The sequence below is a fragment of the Alterirhizorhabdus solaris genome, from assembly GCF_007785815.1.
Lineage (GTDB): Bacteria > Pseudomonadota > Alphaproteobacteria > Sphingomonadales > Sphingomonadaceae > Alterirhizorhabdus > Alterirhizorhabdus solaris.
Genome location: NZ_VNIM01000022.1, coordinates 35,317 through 51,009, shown reverse-complemented (window position 1 = coordinate 51,009; position 15,693 = coordinate 35,317). Strand labels below are relative to the sequence as shown.

Genomic DNA, 15,693 nt, shown 5'->3' with positions numbered 1-15,693 from the left:
ACCGCCCCCATCCCGCTCACGCTCGCCACCCTGAACGAGACGATCGCGCCGCAATCGCAATTGACCGAGCGGGATCGCAAGGGCGTGCCGCTGCTGCTCGGCCCGCACGGCATCAGCGTGGACCGGGGCAGGCCGATCGGCTGGCGGCGGCTGGCGGCGGCCAGGGCGGAGGCGCTGTCGATGGGCCAGTGGTGCGCGATCTCGGGCGCCGCCGCCTCGGCCGGCATGGGGCGGCTGACGACGCTTGGCGGCGCGCTGACGCTCACCTTCGCCAACGTGCGGCTGGGCTACTGGTGGGATCACGGCAACACGGTCGGTCGGGAAGGCGGCCACGCCGTCGTCCGTTGGCTCGGCCGGCGGTTCGACACCTTCGTGTTCCTGTTCGACGAGATGACCGCGCGCTATTCGCGCAACTGGCGGCGGGTATATCTGTCCGACGGCGGGCATTTCGAGAACAGCGGCGCCTACGGGCTGCTCCACCGGCGGGTGGGCGTGATCCTGCTCAGCGACGGCGGCGCGGACCCCGGCTATCGCTTCGACGATCTGGAGCAGCTCGTCCGCAAGGTGCGGCTGGACCTGCGCGGCGAGGTGGAGCCGCTGGATGCGGGCGAGGTGGCGACGCTGGCCGGCGGGGCGGCGCGCTTCTTCCTGAACGCGCCTGCGGGTGCCGACTGGCACGACCGGCTGATCGACCCCGCCGCCTTCGCGCTGCTACTGCGCGTGCGCTTCGCCGGCGAGGCGCGATCGAGCCTGATCGTGTGGCTGAAGCCCCGCCCGATCCCGGCGATGGCGGCGGACGTGGCGGCCTATGCGCGCGCCAACCCCGATTTTCCGCAGCAATCCACCGGCGACCAGTTCTTCGACGAGGCGCAATGGGAAAGCTACCGCAAGCTGGGCCTTGAAATGACTGACCTGCTGCTGCGCGAGGCCGGCCCCGCCTTCCTCGACGGGCTGCGCAAGGCGAGCGGACGATAAACCCGTTGCGCGATCCGAAACCCTTCGCTAGTGACCGCCACCGTGGGCGTGTAGCTCAGTGGTAGAGCACTGTGTTGACATCGCAGGGGTCGCAAGTTCAATCCTTGCCACGCCCACCACGAAGTTTGGCTCTATCCGGTCATTTTCACCTCCATCGGTGGTGTGCCGGGTAGAGCAACTTCGGCGCCAGTTCGGCGCAGAGCGCCAGGCGCGCGCAAGTCGATCTCTCCCAGCATGTCAGTCAAAGCAGCGGTCACGGTCGCGAATCGCCCGATCGCGTAGACTTCGGTCGAGCCCGTCACGGCGTGGCCCATGAAGCCTTCCAGATCCCATTTCGCGACGCCGCGGTTACGCAGGATCGTCGCCAGGCTGTGGCGCAGGAGGTAGGGCTTCCATTCCCGCCCCGTCGGCAGCTTCAGCCCCGTCAGCATTGTCGACCAAGCGCGGTCCACATCCTGGACAGCACGCCCGTAATAATTGACGAGGTAGCCGGCCCCTTTGCGTTGATCCTGATCGAGACGGCGGAACGCCACGAGTTCGGCGGCCAGCCATTCGGCCAGCACGGGCATGACAGGGATCAGAGGCCGATACTTGTTCGTCTGGGCACGGCCGAACGGATTGAGATCAAGCGTTGGCGAACCGGGATACCACTGCTCGCGGTCCGGCGAGACGCAGATGTCGACGACACTGTCCGGACGCGCGATCGTGCACAGCGATGCTACCATGAAGGCATGCAGCGACGCGCGCTTCTTGTTCAGCTCGGCCGCATAGGCGAGCATGTCGGCGATTACCGGAACGTCGACGCGCACGCGGCGCGGACGTGACACCTGCTTGCGCGGCAACGGCCGGTAGATCGGCCGGCGCTCGGACCGGGGCGGATCCGCGTCGGCGGCGTGATTGAGCGCGGCAGCGACCTGAAGCACCGATTCCTCGGTCGTCGCGGCCGATCGCGGACGCGAGGCGGTGACCACGCCGGCCTTGTTCCGCCAGACGACCGGCCGCGCCTTGGACCACGCGCGGAATGCGGTGACAAACGGCATCCCGCACGCCACCGCACAGCTGGTGCTGATGCCGAACGTCCCTCCCCGCCCCTCCTCGTCGCTCATGAAATCGACGACGTGCTTCAGCCGCGCCTGGATGCTGACGGCCGAGTCCTTCAGGTCGCCATGCTCAAGGCGATAGTCGGCGATCGCGTCGCTCAACAGATACGCCTCGGCCGATGCGAGCGGTTGCCCGCAAGTGTGGCAGTAGGCTGGGGCTTCGCCGGCATCGCTCAGATATCGCCGGTCGAGGGCGAGGATGGCCTGGTCGACGTCCGCTGTGCCCGTTGAAGCGCTTGCCTCGCGTCGCGCGGCTGGGTCGTACCAGAAGATGTACCAGCGAGGCGAACGTTCGGTCCCGTCATCCCGCCGGAGTTTCTCGAGCCAGTATTTCCCCCGTCGATAGACCGGCGGCGCGCGTCCCTGCATCGTCCCTGTTCCTTGAGATAATTAGCCTTCTCCTCGTGTAGGAGATCGATGAGGCCGACGCTCACCAGAAGGTCGAGGTCGGCAGCAGTCAGGTCGAGACCGCGACCACAGTCGGCGGCCCGGCATACCCGCTTATCGAGGTGGACGATCAGCGATCCGGTCATTTCAATTCGCCTCCCGCGAGTGTTCGAGGCCGATCACGCCGGCGGCTTCCAGCTGCTCGACGACTTTTCGGGCAAGGGCCGTGGCACGCTCGTCGATGCCTTCATACGCCTCGGGCAACATGCCTTGTTCGAGGACCGCGGTAGGCTCGGCGCGATACGCATCCGAGGCCACGGCCACCTGCGCGATCAGCGCGTCGCGCAAGACGGGCTCGAGACCGCGTCGATCCTCGATCGTGAACATGGGGCGCGGCCGGGACTGGACGGGCTGCGGCGGCGCGGGCTGGATCACCTCGCCGGTCGCCTGCCACCACGCGAACAGCGCGTCGACGCACCCCGGGCAGAGGTCATCGCCCTCCCGGCCCACGCCGCCGATCGCGCGCTTGCGGTCGACGGCGCCCGTCTCGGCCACCGCGGCCTTCCCCCAGCTGACCATGCGCGGCTCGATTCCCGGCGTGCCGATCGACTCCACGTGGCGTGGGTCGGCCGAGAAACCGCAGCGATCGCAGCGCATGATCGTGATCGTGGTGCTGCTCACGCCCCGACCTTCCGAAGCTCTTCATGGATCCGGGTCAGGCTCTTCGAGCGTGATGCCTTGATCGCCTCGAAGACCGCCTCGACCACGACGTCGAAGGTCTTCTCGACGTCTGCGACCGATTCGGCCGACGCCGCGATGCTGGCGGCGGCCGTCCTCACCATCATCACCGCCGCCTCGAACAGGAGCGTATTGGTGTCGGCCGGCGACAGCACGACTTTCGCGATCTCGATCTCGCGCTGGAACAGGGCGCCCAGCCCGGTCTGAAGCTTGCGGCTGAGGTCTTTCCGGATCTGATCGTTCACGCTGCCGCCTCCACTACCTGAGCCGCCGGCGCTGGCGGCGTGAGATCGATTTCGCGGAACGCGAGCAGCGGGTGGACCCACTCGGCCGCCGCCTGCCGGCTGCACGCGGCGACGGCGTTGCCGCCGCCGGCCAGCGCCTCTGCGAGCAAGCCGGGCAGCAGCGCCGCCTTCACCTTCCCCCACCGTGAATGCGTCTCCGGCCCGACAAGCGGCTCCGCGATCGCAAGCAGCTGCGACTTGGGCAGCAGCGCGAGGAACGCCTCGGTCGGCTCCCACAGCCGGCGCAGCGAGGCGTCGTCGCCGCCGGTGAGCGCGGCCAGCGCGTCGTGCGTGGTGAAGCTGAACCCGGGCGCGTTGGCGCCCCGTTCCAGCGTCAGCCCGGCCAGCACCGCGCCGGCCAGCCGCTTGGTCGCCGCGCCCGCCCGCCGGTACTCGGCAAAGGCAACGGCAAGATCCTCGCCGGTGATGAAGTTCTCGGCCGCGATCTCGCGGATCGCATCGCGCCAGATGTGGTGGGCGACCTGCTGTTCGGTCTGCGCGCGCGCCGCATCGGCCGCCGTGGCGCTGATGCCGACCATGTTCTCGCCGCGCGAGGGCGCGCCGGCGCCGACGACGCGCGGGCTGTCGCGCCCCACCAGCACGCGCAGCTGCGACCAGACGGCATGATCCAGCCCGACGTCGCCGTCGCGCTGCGCGTTCTCGACCAGCCGCGCGCGCAGCAGCTCGCGCCGCATCGAGCGCACCGTCTCGAGCACGTCGGCCGAGACGCCATGCTCCTCCTTTACCGCCGCCCGCGCCGGCCCCGCGTAGAACTCGGGATCGCACAGTGCATCCGACGCCTTGACGTCGATGCCCCGTTCGCGCGCCTGCGCGGCGACGGCGCCAGTGCCGGTGCCAAACTTGGCCTTCCGGCTCTCCCACCAGTAGGTCACCTGCGGATCGCCGGCCTCGCCAATCTCGATCGCCGCGACGATCTCGCCATCCGGCAGCGTCAGCCCGCCGCCCTCGCCCTTCTTCGGCGTCACCTGCAGCGTGTAGTCGCTGCCGCCGCCGTGCGGGCTGGCGGGCGGCGCGGGAACGAAGCGGATATCCCGGTCGACCTCGGCGCGCGTCGCGGTGCGAACCGCTTCCAGCCGCGCATCGACCAGCGTGCGCAGCTTGCCCTCGTCGACGATCCGCCCGCGCTGCTCCGCCTCATCGGCGAACAGGTCGAGCTCGAAGCGGCCGCCGGCCTCGCGGTAGACGGCGGCCAGCGGACGAAGGAGATCGAGTTTCCGCTGGTGCAGGATCCGAAGCTCGCCGCCGAGCTCGCCGCTTACGAGATCGTCAACGCCCGCGAATTCGGGCCGATTGTGCTGCCGCTCAAGCCGCGCTGGATCGGCTACAAGCCCGGCGACTGCCTGACCATCGACGTGCCCGAACTGAACATGATCGGCCAGACGGCGATCGTGATGAACCGCTCGCTCGATCCGTCGACCGGCGTGGTGACGCTCACGCTGCGGTCGGAGACGGCCGCGAAGCACGACTTCGCGCTGGGCCGCACCGCCAGCCCACCGCCAACGCCAAGCCTTCAGGTGATCGACCCGTCGCAGCTGCTGATCCCCGGCATTTCGGCAGTGTGGGGTGCTATCGCCGACGACGGCGGCAAGCCCGACGACAACGCCGACGTGACCGGCGAGAACACCGCGCTCGACACCGCCAACGTCGCGGGCACGCCGGCCTCCCAGATTAAGGCCGCCGCCGCGCAGGTGGCCACCCTCACCGGCACCGGCCCCGGCTCGATCAGCTACGACATCGGCACAGTGCGGACCGCGCTCGAAGGCCAGATCGTCACCGGTAAGGCCGAGCAGAAGGTCATCACCGACAGCCTCTCGCTTCAGATGGGCGTGCGGCGCAACCTCGTCGTCAACGGCGGGCTGGAGCGCGGGCTGGAGGGCATCAACCTGCCGGCCGGGCAGGGCTTCAGCAAGAGCGACAACCCGACGTGGGGGCCGATCCTCTCGTCCAACACCGCCAGCGGAACGCAGGCTGTGGCATTCCCTCGCTTCGCCGCGCAGGCCGGGCAGCGGCACGTCATCACCGGCGACATCACGCTCGTCGCCACCGCCGGCGCCGCCTACCTCGACATCCTCTACACGGACGCGGCGGGTAATCTGCTGTCCGGCGGCGATGGCCCGGAGAAGCGCCGTACCGCGTCATTCCAGTTCGCCGAAGGGAGCGCCGGCCGCGATGCCTCGGCGGCGGAATCGCTGGCTCCAACCGGCACCGTTTGGGCGCAGCCCCGCTTCGTCTATGAGGGCGTTTCCGGCATCACCGTGATCGGTGTGCGACAGGTGAAGGCCGAGCTCGGCGCGCTGCCTTGGACCGCGTACAGCGTCGCCGATCAGACGCTCCAGTCGACCTTCGCCGACATCACCACTGTCAAGAACGTCGTGGTCGGCCCGGACAGCGCGTTGGCCCAGCTCGATACGCGGCTGACGGCGGCGGCGCAGCAGGCGGGCAACGATGCGCTGGCGGCCAAGGGCCAGATCAGCGACCTCTCGACCGTCGTCGCGGGCAACAATCTGGCGGCCGGTCAGCGGTTCCAGTCCGTCGAGGCGTCGATCGGCGCCGAGCGCGCCGGATCTCCGAACCTTGTCCGCAAAGGCGACGGCCGGTCGGGTTTTCTCGGCGTGGGCGCAAACGCGGGCGGCTTCGCCGTGACGAACCACCCGACACTTGGGAGCATCTTCCAGAAAGCCGGCGCGGCGGCGAACGACACTCTGTTCTGGGACATTCCTGTCGAGGCAGGATGGACCTTAAGCATCAGCGCGGAAATGGGGTTCAATCCACCCGACGCGGGGATCGCCTACGTCCGTTATCTCGGCGGCGAGCCCTATGTCGGCGACCCGGCAGGCACTTTCCGTAGCGAGAACTGGATCCGTGCCGGCGGTCAACTTTTCACCGTTCCGGCCGGGGTCACGGCACTTCGCATTCTGGTGGCGGCGACCAAAGCCTGCGACTTCGGCGTGTCGCGGGTGCAGCTTCAGCGCGGCGCGTGGACCGCCTACCGATACGACGCCGACGTGCGGGACATCACCGCGTCTGCCGCGATCACGCAGGCGGCGGTGGCGGACGTGCAGGGACGGACGGCCTCGTACATCCAGCTTCAAGCGATCGCCGGCACGAGCATGGCGAAGTTCACGGTGGCGGCGGCGGGCGGGCCGAACCCCTATTCGCGGATGCTGTTCGAGGCGGACCAATTCCTGTTCCGTGGCGATGTAATCATCGACGGGAGCATCCGGACATCCGCGATCGTCGATGATGGCATCACGATGCTGGGCAACATGCAGCTGGGTGGCCCGGTCGATGGGTCGGGCGCTACGGTGAACGCGGTGACCTATAATTTCGTGCTCGATTATCCAGCCAAACTCATCGTCCTGGGCACCGGCTCGCACGGCTACATGGGATCGATCCCAAGCTACGACGTGATCCTCGCGCTCGACGGCGTGCAGATGGGGACCGGCGCAGGATCTGGCGCGAGCTACGCAGAGTCATCTTTTGCGATCACGGGCGGCGCTGTCGTGCCCGCCGGCCCGCATTCGGTCGTGCTGCGATGGCGTGGTGACAACCCGGCGATCCGGTTGGTCGCCGGCAGCATCGTTCTTCTGGGAGCCAAGAAGTGAGCTGGTATGCCATCGGCACGCCCGGGCAACTGGCCCGGGCGCTCATGCAGGGCACTGCCGCAGACGCCGCCCGGCAGCTGCTGGCCGGCGAGGCGGCGGTGCCCGTGGACGACGCCACCCCGCGCGTTATCTCGACGGATGGCAGTGCTGCGGTTGCGCCTATCGCCGTGGCGTTGCCGGCGATCACCACCGCCGTGCAGCTGTCCACCACCATTCCGGTGCCCGCCGGCGCGCGTTGGCTGGCAAAGGGCGCCGCCTTCACCGGCCCCCAGGACATCAGCTTCGCGGCCCCCGGCGATTACGTCGTCAAGATGGACGGCCGGTGGATGGGTGCCGGCACCGTCACCGTCCTGTCGGCCGCCGACTATCGGGCTTGGCTGGTCGACCAGGTGAAGGCCGAAGGCGAGCGCCGCTCGATGCTGGTGATGTCGATTGGCGGATCGAAAAAGACGAAGTACGCGGCCAAGTCCGCAGAGATCGAAAACTGGTATGCGCTTGGCGGTCTGGGCGCGATCACCTCGACGCTACTGGCGGCCTTCAGCGCCCTCAACACGACGGTACGCAAGCGCAAGTTCCGCTTTGCTATCCAGGACGCAGCCAAGCACGGCGACACGGTGCCGGCCGCGATCGCGCGCTTCGTCTCCGGCGCCGACGCCAGCCTCGACGAAATCGCTCGGCTCGAAGGGATCGAACAAGCCGGCGTCGACACAATCCGGGCGGCCGGCTCCAGCGCCGCCGCGCTCGCCGCCTATCGCGCGGTCAATTGGACCGCTGCCTGACCAGCCACTCCATCGGAGGACGTACATGAAGAAGATCCTGCTCTGGGACCCTCGGTTCCCGGATCGCACCCCGCTGGTCATTGTCGTCAGCAACGCCATCGCCACCGCGATCACCATCGACGGCACCGGCGCGGTGCTCCCCGAGGTGGTGCTCGGCATCGCCCGCATCGGTGGGGATACCGGCGCAGCGCCCGACCTGCCGGCGATCGCCTTCACAGTTTCCGCCGTCCCGATCGCCGAGGGCGATAGCGGCACGAAGACCGTCACCCACCGGCTGAGCGTCGTGCGTAACGGCGTGACGGGGCCGCTGGTGGCGAACCTCACCTACACCGGTACCGCGACCGCCGGCGGCGACTATATCGCCTCGCCCGCATCCGCGACGATCCCGGCAGGGCAGGATTACGTCGACTTCACCACCACGATCAACAGTGACACCGTGGCCGAGCCGGACGAGACGATCATCATCACCGCGACGCTGGCGGCCTATCCAGCGGCGGTCGCGATCAAGACGATCACGATCGGGAACGACGACGCCTCGATCCCGATCAACCCCGGCTCGCCTTCGGGGGACCGCACGGCCAGCTTGACGAGCCGTGCGCAGCTGCCGGACGGTGCCGCGCCGGCCAACGCCGGCTTCGGCTTTCCGTGCACCGGCCTTGATATGGCCTCTGACGGCACGTTCTGGGCGGGCCATGGCAGCGCCGCCCCGGAGGCCAATACCGGAGTCGTGAAGCTCAATTCGGCCCTGACGGCGGTCACCGCCCAGATCACGACGGCTCAGCTGGGGCTTCCAGCCGGCTCGGTTCAGGGCGTGACGATCGACGATAGCGACGGCTCGCTATATTTCATTCTCGTGAACTTCACCGGGCCGGTGACCTACATCGTCCATTGCACGGCCGCCGGTGTGCTGATCAGCAGCACGCAGATCGGCACGTCGATGAACGGCATCGCCTACGACAACCAGCGCGACTGCCTGATCGTGCTCTACGACAGCGGCAATATCCGGTGGCAGGACAAGTCCGCGCCCCACAGCGTCCTCACCGGCGTACCGGCCTTCGCCGCTGCCGGCAGCGACAACGATCAGCTGTTCTATGATCCGACCCGCAAGGAGCTGCTGGTCACGGGCGGGGCAAACAACGTCAACGGCACCGTCGATGTCTACAACGTTGCCAGCTCCACCCAGACCCTGCTCGGCACGATCACGCTCGACCAGTGCCTGGCGATCGAGGGCGTCGTCCGTCGGGGCGACGACCTGATCGCGCTCTCGGATCAGAAGACCCACCCCGGCAGCAATGGCTTCAACTTCAACCAGGTCGACGTCTACGCCAACGCCTTCCTGCCCGGCACGCCCAGCTTCACGCTGGCCAACGCCAGCGCCGCCGAGGGGGGTGCCGCGGGCTTCGTCCTCACCGCCAACCGGAACGGCACCGCCGGAGACCTGACGGGCACGTGGACGGCCGTGATGAACGGCACGGCCGTCGCTGCCGACTTCCCCGCCGGGACGGTGCCGAGCGGCACGTGGACGATCCCGAACGGGTCGAACGCCACCACGATCTCCGTGACCTCGTTCGACGACACCACGCAGGAGTCGAACGAAACCTACGGCATGTCGGTGAGCTACAGCAGCGCCGTGGTGGCGACCGGCACCGGCACGATCAACGACAACGACGCTCCTGCGGGCAGCTATCAGGCCGAGTCCAACGCCCTCTTCGCACGGATGGCGACTGCGCCGGACACCACGCGCAAGGGCAAGATCGATGACCTGATCGTCGCCCTGAAGAACGGCGGTATCTGGTCGAAGCTCGATGGCCTTTACGTCATGGCCGCGCACGCTCAGCAGCCGGCGCTGCTCAACTGGACGGGCGCCAAGGCGGATGCGGCATTGGTCGGCACCACGCCGCCGGCGTTCACGACCGACAAGGGCTTCACGACGGACGGTGCTGCCAACTACATCGATTATGGATGGACGCCTGCCGGCGGCACCAGTTTCCAGCAGAACAGCGCGGGTATGGGGCTGTGGATCAACAACAATGCCGCCATGTCGAACGGTACGGCCTGCCTGTCGGTGGCCGTCTCCGGACAGCCGATCGCGCTGAACCCGCGCGGATCAACGGGGAATTCTGCCTACCGTGTTAATCAGACCGCCGCATCTGGTGCCGCCTCCGGGCGAACGGACAGCCGTGGCGCTAATTCGGTCAGCCGTACCGCAGCTAACGCGACACAGATGTACGCCAATGGTGCAGCGAGCGGACCGGCAGGCACAACAGCTTCCACCGCACCCGTCGCGTCCAACTTCCTCTCCGGCGCCGGTAGCAGTCCGCTTGTCTACCAGGCGCAGAGCTTCGGCATGGCATGGATGGGCGCCGGACTTACCGCGAGCGAGCATCAGGCGCTTTACGACGCGGTCAGCACATACATGACCGCCGTCGGCAACCAAGTAATCTAAGGGTGACTAAAATGATCCGACATCTGTTGGCGCTCGCCGCGCTTGCCTTCGCCACGCCTGCCGCCGCGCAGGTCCACACCTCGCCGGTCGAACTGGTGGACGCCACGCCCTCCACCCCCGGCATCGTCATCAGCAAGGCGGTGCTGGTGCCGCCGGTGGCGAAGGGCAAATCGGTCAAGTCCTGCGGCAAGGCGGGCGCGTTGTGGGCCTACGTGCTGCTGACCGACGAGTGCCCGGCGGCGGCACTGGCGTCGGCTGCACCCGTCAGCCTCCGCCCCGTCGTCGATCCGGCTCTGCCCCGCGACGTGACCGGCACGATCACGAAGACGGCGGCGAACATCGGCAGCGGCGGGCGGATCAGCAACGCCAGCGTGGCGGGCATGTCCGTCCTGTCGCGCACCAAGGGCCGCGTGGTCGACGGCTACACGTTCGAGGATCTGAAACTCACCGGCTCCACCTTCATCTACCGGGCCTTCACGTATCAGGACGGCATCACGAACCCGGTGTTCCGCCGCATCCGCTCGATCGGCGGCGGCGCAGGCGGCATCCTGCTGCGCAAGAACATCGGCAATGCACTAATCGAGGACGTGCGCATCGAGGCGGACCTGACGAAGCCGAACACCAGCCCCGGCGATGTGCCGGAAGGCATCAGCCTGTGCTGCCGGGGCGAAGCGGACACCGGGCACGCCGTAATCCGCCGCGTGTGGGTCCAGGGCATCCGGCACGAGCCGAAGGGCGGCGGCTTCAGGAACGGAGATGGCCTGCTGGTGGCGAACCACTTTTCCGCCGACGTGACCGACAGCTATTTCGGCTGGAACAGCGATGCCGGCGTAGACCTGAAACCCGCGACGGTGCGCGTCGACTGCGTGATCCTGGAAGGCAACCGGCGGGGCATGAAGGCATGGTCCAGCCAGTCGCACGGCCTCGTCTGGTTCAAGGATAACGGCCAGCCTGGCAGCGGGGCTGCGGCGGACCTTCAGGTGCAGGGTGATGAGGGAAAGCGCAACCGCGTGACTTTCGACACGCTGGTGGTCGAGCGGACGCAGGGCGGCACCTATCCGATCGTGCAGGTCGAGAACGGGCAGGCCGATGTGTACGCCACCCGCTGCCTGTTCATCGGGGTGCCGAAGGGTACGCCGCTGATCGTCGCGGCCGGCAAGGCCAAGGGATCGACGTTCAGCGGCGGCGAGGGCTGCGCGCTCTGACGATTTGAGGCGGAGCAGGGACGCAACACGCCCCGCCTCGCCGGCCGCTTCGCACGAGCCTCTTAAGAATTGTGAAGAGCGGCCCGGCCACGTCGCTAGCCCTCGGGGGGAGAACGCCATGAGCAATGAAGCAGGGCCGGCGGCGGGGCCGCCGGCGGCGGGAGCGACGCAGGCTGTCACCGTCATGCAGCCGGTCGACCGGACGCTATCGGTCGACGTCAGCCATATCGCTGCCTGGGCGGTCGCCGCCGTCGCGATCGCGGCGCTCGTGGGGCTGGTCTACCGCCTGCTGACACGGGACATGACCCGCGAGCTGCGCGACGTGCAGCACAAGGTGCGCAACGTCAGCACGCGCGTCGACGCGATCGAGCATCTGCGTGCCGGCGACATCGAGCGCATCGTCCGCGTCGAGACGAGCATCGCCGGCATGGAGAAGGGCCTCGAGCGGGTCGAGCGCACGATCAACGACCGCTTCGACACCCTCCCGGGCCTGATCCGCGAGATCCGTGCAGTGGCACCACGTGGCTGACGCCGACGCGCCGATCGACGCGCTGGCCGCCGGCGTGCTGGGCGTCGTCCGCGTGATCGATGGGGCCGCCGCCGGCATCGACGCCGCCTTCGCGGCCGAGCTGCGGGCGCGCCACGGCGTACCGGAATGGGATCAGCCGGCGCCGATGAACATCGAGGCCTACGCGGTCTAAGCTTCAGCGTTCGGCCCGCAGCACCAGCCACGCCACGATCCAGCTCAGCATCGAGATGAGCAGCACCAGTAGAAGCCGGCGGAAGCTCACTACCTTGCCTTTCCTCCGGCCACCCGGTGGCAATCTCTGCATGAATATCCCCCGCAGACGCTGACCCAATCAGCTCACGGCCGGGATCACTCCCGGTTCGTCGAGCGAGTCTGCATGCCGAACAATCTAGAAAGGACAACGACATGTCGACGGTATTCCCGCGCGAGAAGGATGCGCTTGCCTTCTACGGGTCGCCCGGCACCGGGCAGGTCCGGATCAAGCCGCCGTACCAGCTGTATTTCGGCGAGCAGAAGGTCTCGTCCGTATTGATCCACGGCAAGTGCGCCGACAGCGCGATGCGGGCGATGGATCGGATCGCCAAGGCGTACACCCCGGCCGACATCCACCGGCTCGGCTTCGACGCGTTCGGCGGTTGCTTCAACAACCGGCCGAAGCGTGGCGGCACCAGCCTGTCGATGCACGCCTACGCCTGCGCGATCGACTGGAACCCGGCACGGAACCCGCTGAAGGCGGATCACCGCACCGCCTCGTTCGCGAAGGTGGAGTGCAAGGCGTTCCTCGACGCGTGGGAGGCGGAGGGCTGGATCAGCCTTGGCCGCGCCCGGGACTTCGACTGGATGCACGTGCAGGCGGCCCGGCTGTGAGCCGCGTCATCCAGTTCGCCGGGATCGTCGCCTACATGCTGCTGGCAGCGGCAATCCTGTTGCTGATCGCCCACACGTTCGACGCGGCGATGGCGAAGGCGACGCCCGACGGAAAGGTGCCGCTTGCTGACGCGGGCCTGTTCACTGCGCTGCTGCTGTCGTTCCGCGAGGTGATCGGCCGGATCGGCTCGATCTTCGACCACCAGGATCGCGCGGACCTGACGCAGGCGCTGTCCAACTCGACGCCGACGCAGCGGCCGAACCCGCCGGCAGCGCCGGGTGAGGGCGCGTGAGCCCCTACCTCATGCTCGGCGCTGCGCTGGCGCTGGCCGGTGCCTATGTCGGCGGCCGGATCGACGGGCAGAAGATCGAGCAGGGCGCCGAGCTGCGCGCCGATCGCGAGGCCGAGGCGGTCCGCGTGCGCCTGCAGGGTCAGATCGACGCCTCCGCTACCGCCGGCCAGACGGCCGAGTTCAAACGCCAGTCCGATGTCAGGAGTTTCACCCGTGAGAAAGAGACGATCGTCGAGCGCCCGGTTTATCGCAACGTGTGCGTGGATGCTGATGGCGTCGGCCTGCTCGACCGCGCCGCCGCCGTCGCGAACGGCCTCGGTTTCACCCCACCTGCTCGCCCCGCCGCCGATGCTGCCGCAGGTGGCGCGGACGGCGGAGGGGGCGATGGACGGGCGGCAGTGCCTGTCGAGCGCGCTGGACCTCTATGACGTGGCGGGCGGGATCCGCGGAGCGATGATCGAGCTGCAACGCGAGGTGGGAATGCGGCTGCCCTAATCTCGGGCCTTCCGACGATCGCCCTATTTACCTTCCGCTGCCCGCTGTCTTTCATTCATCAGTGTCCAGAGAACGATCTGGCAGTCGCGCGCCAGCATCCGTCCTTCCTCGTCATTCAACTGGTGGCGAATGATATAATCCGTGAGGATATCGGAAGACTTCGCCACCTGAGCGCATAGGCGAGAGACAGCTGAAGCATGGCCCTTTGCTAGGGGGTCAGTGACGATCCGACTGTCCGGTTCGATAAACGCGGTGGTCGCTAATAGACTTAAGATCATCATCCGACTTCCACCCTCATGAGCTGCGACGAGAACAACGCCACGAGCATTCGCACATCAGCCGAGCGCCGCCCTCACCTCATCATAGGGCTCGATCACCAGCTCACTTCGACCGTCAACGAAGACGATAAGCGTTCCATCATCAGCGGCCTGATATCGCAACCCCGGATGAGGGTGAACGGTGATCGGGTTGCCGTCCGGCAGGTGAAACTCAGGCATAAGACGCTCCATCGATTCGTACCGTCCATCGTGCGGCCGGCTTAGCTTAGCGTCCACCGCAGCTGAGCGCGCGCCTAGCCGATGATGTCCCAGCTGGCGCGATCGGCGGCTTCTTGGTCGGTCACCTTGCGCCCGGCCGGACCACCCGGCTTGTACGGGGTCATCGTGGCGAACCCGACGCGATCCTGATCGATCGAGCCGGTCAGCTGCTCGTACAGCCGCTTGGTGACGTGGAAGGCACGCGCCTGATCCCCGGCCGTCATCCAGTCGAGATAGCATTGGCGGAGCATGCGGCCGAGCAGTTCGGGATCCTCGCGAAAGCCGAGCGCGAACGCGGTGCCTTCCGGGCGCGGCTCGTATGTGCCCATGAAATCGTAGATCACCGAAACCTCCGGTCCTGCGGGACGCGCAGCCGCGCGTCGCCGAGGTGTCTCGCTTCCTTACCGAACACGTCCGCTGGCTGAAACCAGCGGGGGTTGCCGTGCGTCAACACGGCGAACCGACGGGGGATCGCTCCCGTCACGAGCGGCTGGCTATGCCGCTATCGCCCCGCACCTGCCGAAGCGGGCGGGGCCTCAATGGACATGAAAGATTATGGAGACCCTAACGACCGTTGCGGCCGTGAGCCCGGCCGCGCCCTATCTCGGCGGCAAGCGCAATCTTGCCCGTCGCCTCGTCGATCGCATCGGCGCGATCCCGCACACAACCTATGTCGAGCCGTTCGTCGGCATGGGCGGGGTGTTCCTGCGCCGCACGGCGCGGCCGCGCGCCGAGGTCATCAACGACCTGTCGGGCGACGTCGCCACGCTGTTCCGCGTGCTGCAGGAGCATTATCCCTACTTCATCGACATGCTGCGCTGGCGCCTCACCAGCCGGGCCGAATTCGACCGGCTGCGTGCACTGCCGGGCGATCGTTTGACCGACCTCCAGCGCGCGGCGCGCTTCCTCTACCTTCAGCGCCTCGCGTTCGGCGGCAAGGTGAAGGGGCAGCACTTCGGCGTCAGCCGTGCCAACCCGGGGCGGTTCGACGTGACGAAGCTGGAACCGATGCTGGCGGATATCCACGAGCGCCTCGCCGGCGTTGTGATCGAGCAGCTGCCCTATGCCGAGGTGATCCGGCGCTACGACGGGCCAGAGACCCTGTTCTATCTCGATCCGCCCTACTGGGGATGCGAGCGCGATTACGGCGACGGCTTCGCGCGTGACGACTTCGAGCGGCTGGCCGACCAGCTGGCGGCGATCAGCGGCAGGTTCATCCTCTCGATCAACGACACGCCGGGCGCGCGCGAGGTGTTCGGCCGCTTCGTCATCGATGAGGCCGAGACGACCTGGACGGTCGGCGCGGCAGCCGCCGGCGGCGGCAAGCGCGTGACGGAACTGATCATCAGCTCGCGCTGATCTGTGTGGGTATCGTGCGCCGGTGGGTGGGTATCGGCCCGCCGGCGCCCCCGGAAAAGCGCGGAAATGCGCCA

The 15,693-nt window shown here is 67.8% G+C and carries 19 protein-coding genes and 1 tRNA gene; 12 read left to right on the top strand and 8 right to left on the bottom strand.

The genetic code is table 11. The features are described 5' to 3' along the window. Together FOY91_RS21620 and FOY91_RS07650 are read left to right on the top strand one after the other, a co-directional pair. Positions 1–975, top strand: a 975-nt coding sequence (locus FOY91_RS21620) for a hypothetical protein (RefSeq protein ID WP_203234520.1), incomplete at its 5' end; no start/stop codon positions are given. 44 nt (positions 976–1,019) lie between these two features. Beyond that, positions 1,020–1,094, top strand: a tRNA-Val gene (locus FOY91_RS07650). Positions 1,095–1,106: 12 nt separating this feature from the next. Here the strand turns inward: FOY91_RS07650 and FOY91_RS07645 are convergent. From FOY91_RS07645 to FOY91_RS07630, 4 genes are all read right to left on the bottom strand, one after another. Beyond that, a complete protein-coding gene (locus tag FOY91_RS07645) occupies positions 1,107–2,444 on the bottom strand; it encodes a site-specific integrase (protein ID WP_145149741.1) in 1,338 nt (445 codons plus the stop codon). Between the two features lie 165 nt (positions 2,445–2,609). Next, the gene (locus FOY91_RS07640; protein ID WP_145149739.1) at positions 2,610–3,143 is read right to left on the bottom strand and encodes a hypothetical protein; all 534 of its coding nucleotides are present in this window, start codon (positions 3,141–3,143) and stop codon (positions 2,610–2,612) included. Beyond that, positions 3,140–3,445 (bottom strand): hypothetical protein, encoded by a 306-nt coding sequence (locus FOY91_RS07635; RefSeq protein ID WP_145149737.1) that lies wholly within the window; start codon positions 3,443–3,445, stop codon positions 3,140–3,142. The genes FOY91_RS07640 and FOY91_RS07635 overlap by 4 nt, the downstream gene beginning before the upstream one ends. Continuing rightward, on the bottom strand, positions 3,442–4,470 hold the full coding sequence (locus FOY91_RS07630; RefSeq protein ID WP_145149736.1) for a hypothetical protein: 1,029 nt from the start codon (positions 4,468–4,470) through the stop codon (positions 3,442–3,444). The genes FOY91_RS07635 and FOY91_RS07630 overlap by 4 nt, the downstream gene beginning before the upstream one ends. Positions 4,471–4,497: 27 nt before the next feature. Between FOY91_RS07630 and FOY91_RS07625 the strand changes: the two genes are divergently transcribed. The 6 genes from FOY91_RS07625 (at position 4,498) to FOY91_RS07605 (ending at position 12,241) form a co-directional block, all read left to right on the top strand. Then, positions 4,498–7,110: a hypothetical protein gene (locus tag FOY91_RS07625; protein ID WP_145149734.1), complete on the top strand. Its 2,613-nt coding sequence runs from the start codon at positions 4,498–4,500 to the stop codon at positions 7,108–7,110. Next, complete coding sequence (locus tag FOY91_RS21615) at positions 7,107–7,889, top strand: hypothetical protein (RefSeq protein WP_162527172.1); 783 nt, start codon at positions 7,107–7,109, stop codon at positions 7,887–7,889. Before FOY91_RS07625 ends, FOY91_RS21615 begins: the two co-directional genes overlap by 4 nt. Before the next feature lie 25 nt (positions 7,890–7,914). Next, on the top strand, positions 7,915–10,335 hold the full coding sequence (locus FOY91_RS07620) for a Calx-beta domain-containing protein (protein ID WP_162527171.1): 2,421 nt from the start codon (positions 7,915–7,917) through the stop codon (positions 10,333–10,335). An 11-nt stretch (positions 10,336–10,346) separates the two neighbouring features. Next, positions 10,347–11,540 (top strand): hypothetical protein, encoded by a 1,194-nt coding sequence (locus FOY91_RS07615; protein WP_145149731.1) that lies wholly within the window; start codon positions 10,347–10,349, stop codon positions 11,538–11,540. A gap of 118 nt (positions 11,541–11,658) precedes the next feature. Beyond that, the gene (locus FOY91_RS07610; protein WP_145149729.1) at positions 11,659–12,069 is read left to right on the top strand and encodes a hypothetical protein; all 411 of its coding nucleotides are present in this window, start codon (positions 11,659–11,661) and stop codon (positions 12,067–12,069) included. Continuing rightward, positions 12,062–12,241, top strand: a complete 180-nt coding sequence (locus FOY91_RS07605; protein ID WP_145149727.1) for a hypothetical protein — start codon at positions 12,062–12,064, stop codon at positions 12,239–12,241. The genes FOY91_RS07610 and FOY91_RS07605 overlap by 8 nt, the downstream gene beginning before the upstream one ends. Before the next feature lie 3 nt (positions 12,242–12,244). Here FOY91_RS07605 and FOY91_RS22600 read toward each other — a convergent pair whose 3' ends face one another. After that, a complete protein-coding gene (locus FOY91_RS22600) occupies positions 12,245–12,373 on the bottom strand; it encodes a hypothetical protein (RefSeq protein ID WP_275265944.1) in 129 nt (42 codons plus the stop codon). Positions 12,374–12,474: 101 nt separating this feature from the next. Here FOY91_RS22600 and FOY91_RS07600 point away from each other — a divergent pair, with 101 nt between their 5' ends. Genes FOY91_RS07600 through FOY91_RS07590 form a run of 3 tightly spaced genes read left to right on the top strand, consistent with a single transcriptional unit; the run spans position 12,475 to position 13,657 of the window. Then, complete coding sequence (locus FOY91_RS07600; RefSeq protein WP_145149725.1) at positions 12,475–12,936, top strand: M15 family metallopeptidase; 462 nt, start codon at positions 12,475–12,477, stop codon at positions 12,934–12,936. Beyond that, positions 12,933–13,229 (top strand): hypothetical protein, encoded by a 297-nt coding sequence (locus tag FOY91_RS07595; RefSeq protein ID WP_145149723.1) that lies wholly within the window; start codon positions 12,933–12,935, stop codon positions 13,227–13,229. Before FOY91_RS07600 ends, FOY91_RS07595 begins: the two co-directional genes overlap by 4 nt. Continuing rightward, positions 13,226–13,657 (top strand): hypothetical protein, encoded by a 432-nt coding sequence (locus tag FOY91_RS07590; protein ID WP_203234519.1) that lies wholly within the window; start codon positions 13,226–13,228, stop codon positions 13,655–13,657. The genes FOY91_RS07595 and FOY91_RS07590 overlap by 4 nt, the downstream gene beginning before the upstream one ends. Positions 13,658–13,747: 90 nt before the next feature. On the opposite strand, the gene FOY91_RS07580 is transcribed toward FOY91_RS07590, so the two are convergent. The 3 genes from FOY91_RS07580 to FOY91_RS07575 all read right to left on the bottom strand — a co-directional run bounded on the left by FOY91_RS07580 (position 13,748) and on the right by FOY91_RS07575 (position 14,604). Then, positions 13,748–14,005 (bottom strand): hypothetical protein, encoded by a 258-nt coding sequence (locus FOY91_RS07580; protein ID WP_145149719.1) that lies wholly within the window; start codon positions 14,003–14,005, stop codon positions 13,748–13,750. Positions 14,006–14,059: 54 nt separating this feature from the next. Beyond that, complete coding sequence (locus FOY91_RS21610; RefSeq protein ID WP_162527170.1) at positions 14,060–14,221, bottom strand: hypothetical protein; 162 nt, start codon at positions 14,219–14,221, stop codon at positions 14,060–14,062. A gap of 74 nt (positions 14,222–14,295) precedes the next feature. Beyond that, on the bottom strand, positions 14,296–14,604 hold the full coding sequence (locus FOY91_RS07575) for a hypothetical protein (RefSeq protein ID WP_145149717.1): 309 nt from the start codon (positions 14,602–14,604) through the stop codon (positions 14,296–14,298). Positions 14,605–14,815: 211 nt separating this feature from the next. On the opposite strand from FOY91_RS07575, the gene FOY91_RS07570 reads away from it, so the two are divergent. Beyond that, positions 14,816–15,619: a DNA adenine methylase gene (locus tag FOY91_RS07570; RefSeq protein ID WP_145149715.1), complete on the top strand. Its 804-nt coding sequence runs from the start codon at positions 14,816–14,818 to the stop codon at positions 15,617–15,619. Positions 15,620–15,693 lie beyond the last annotated feature (74 nt).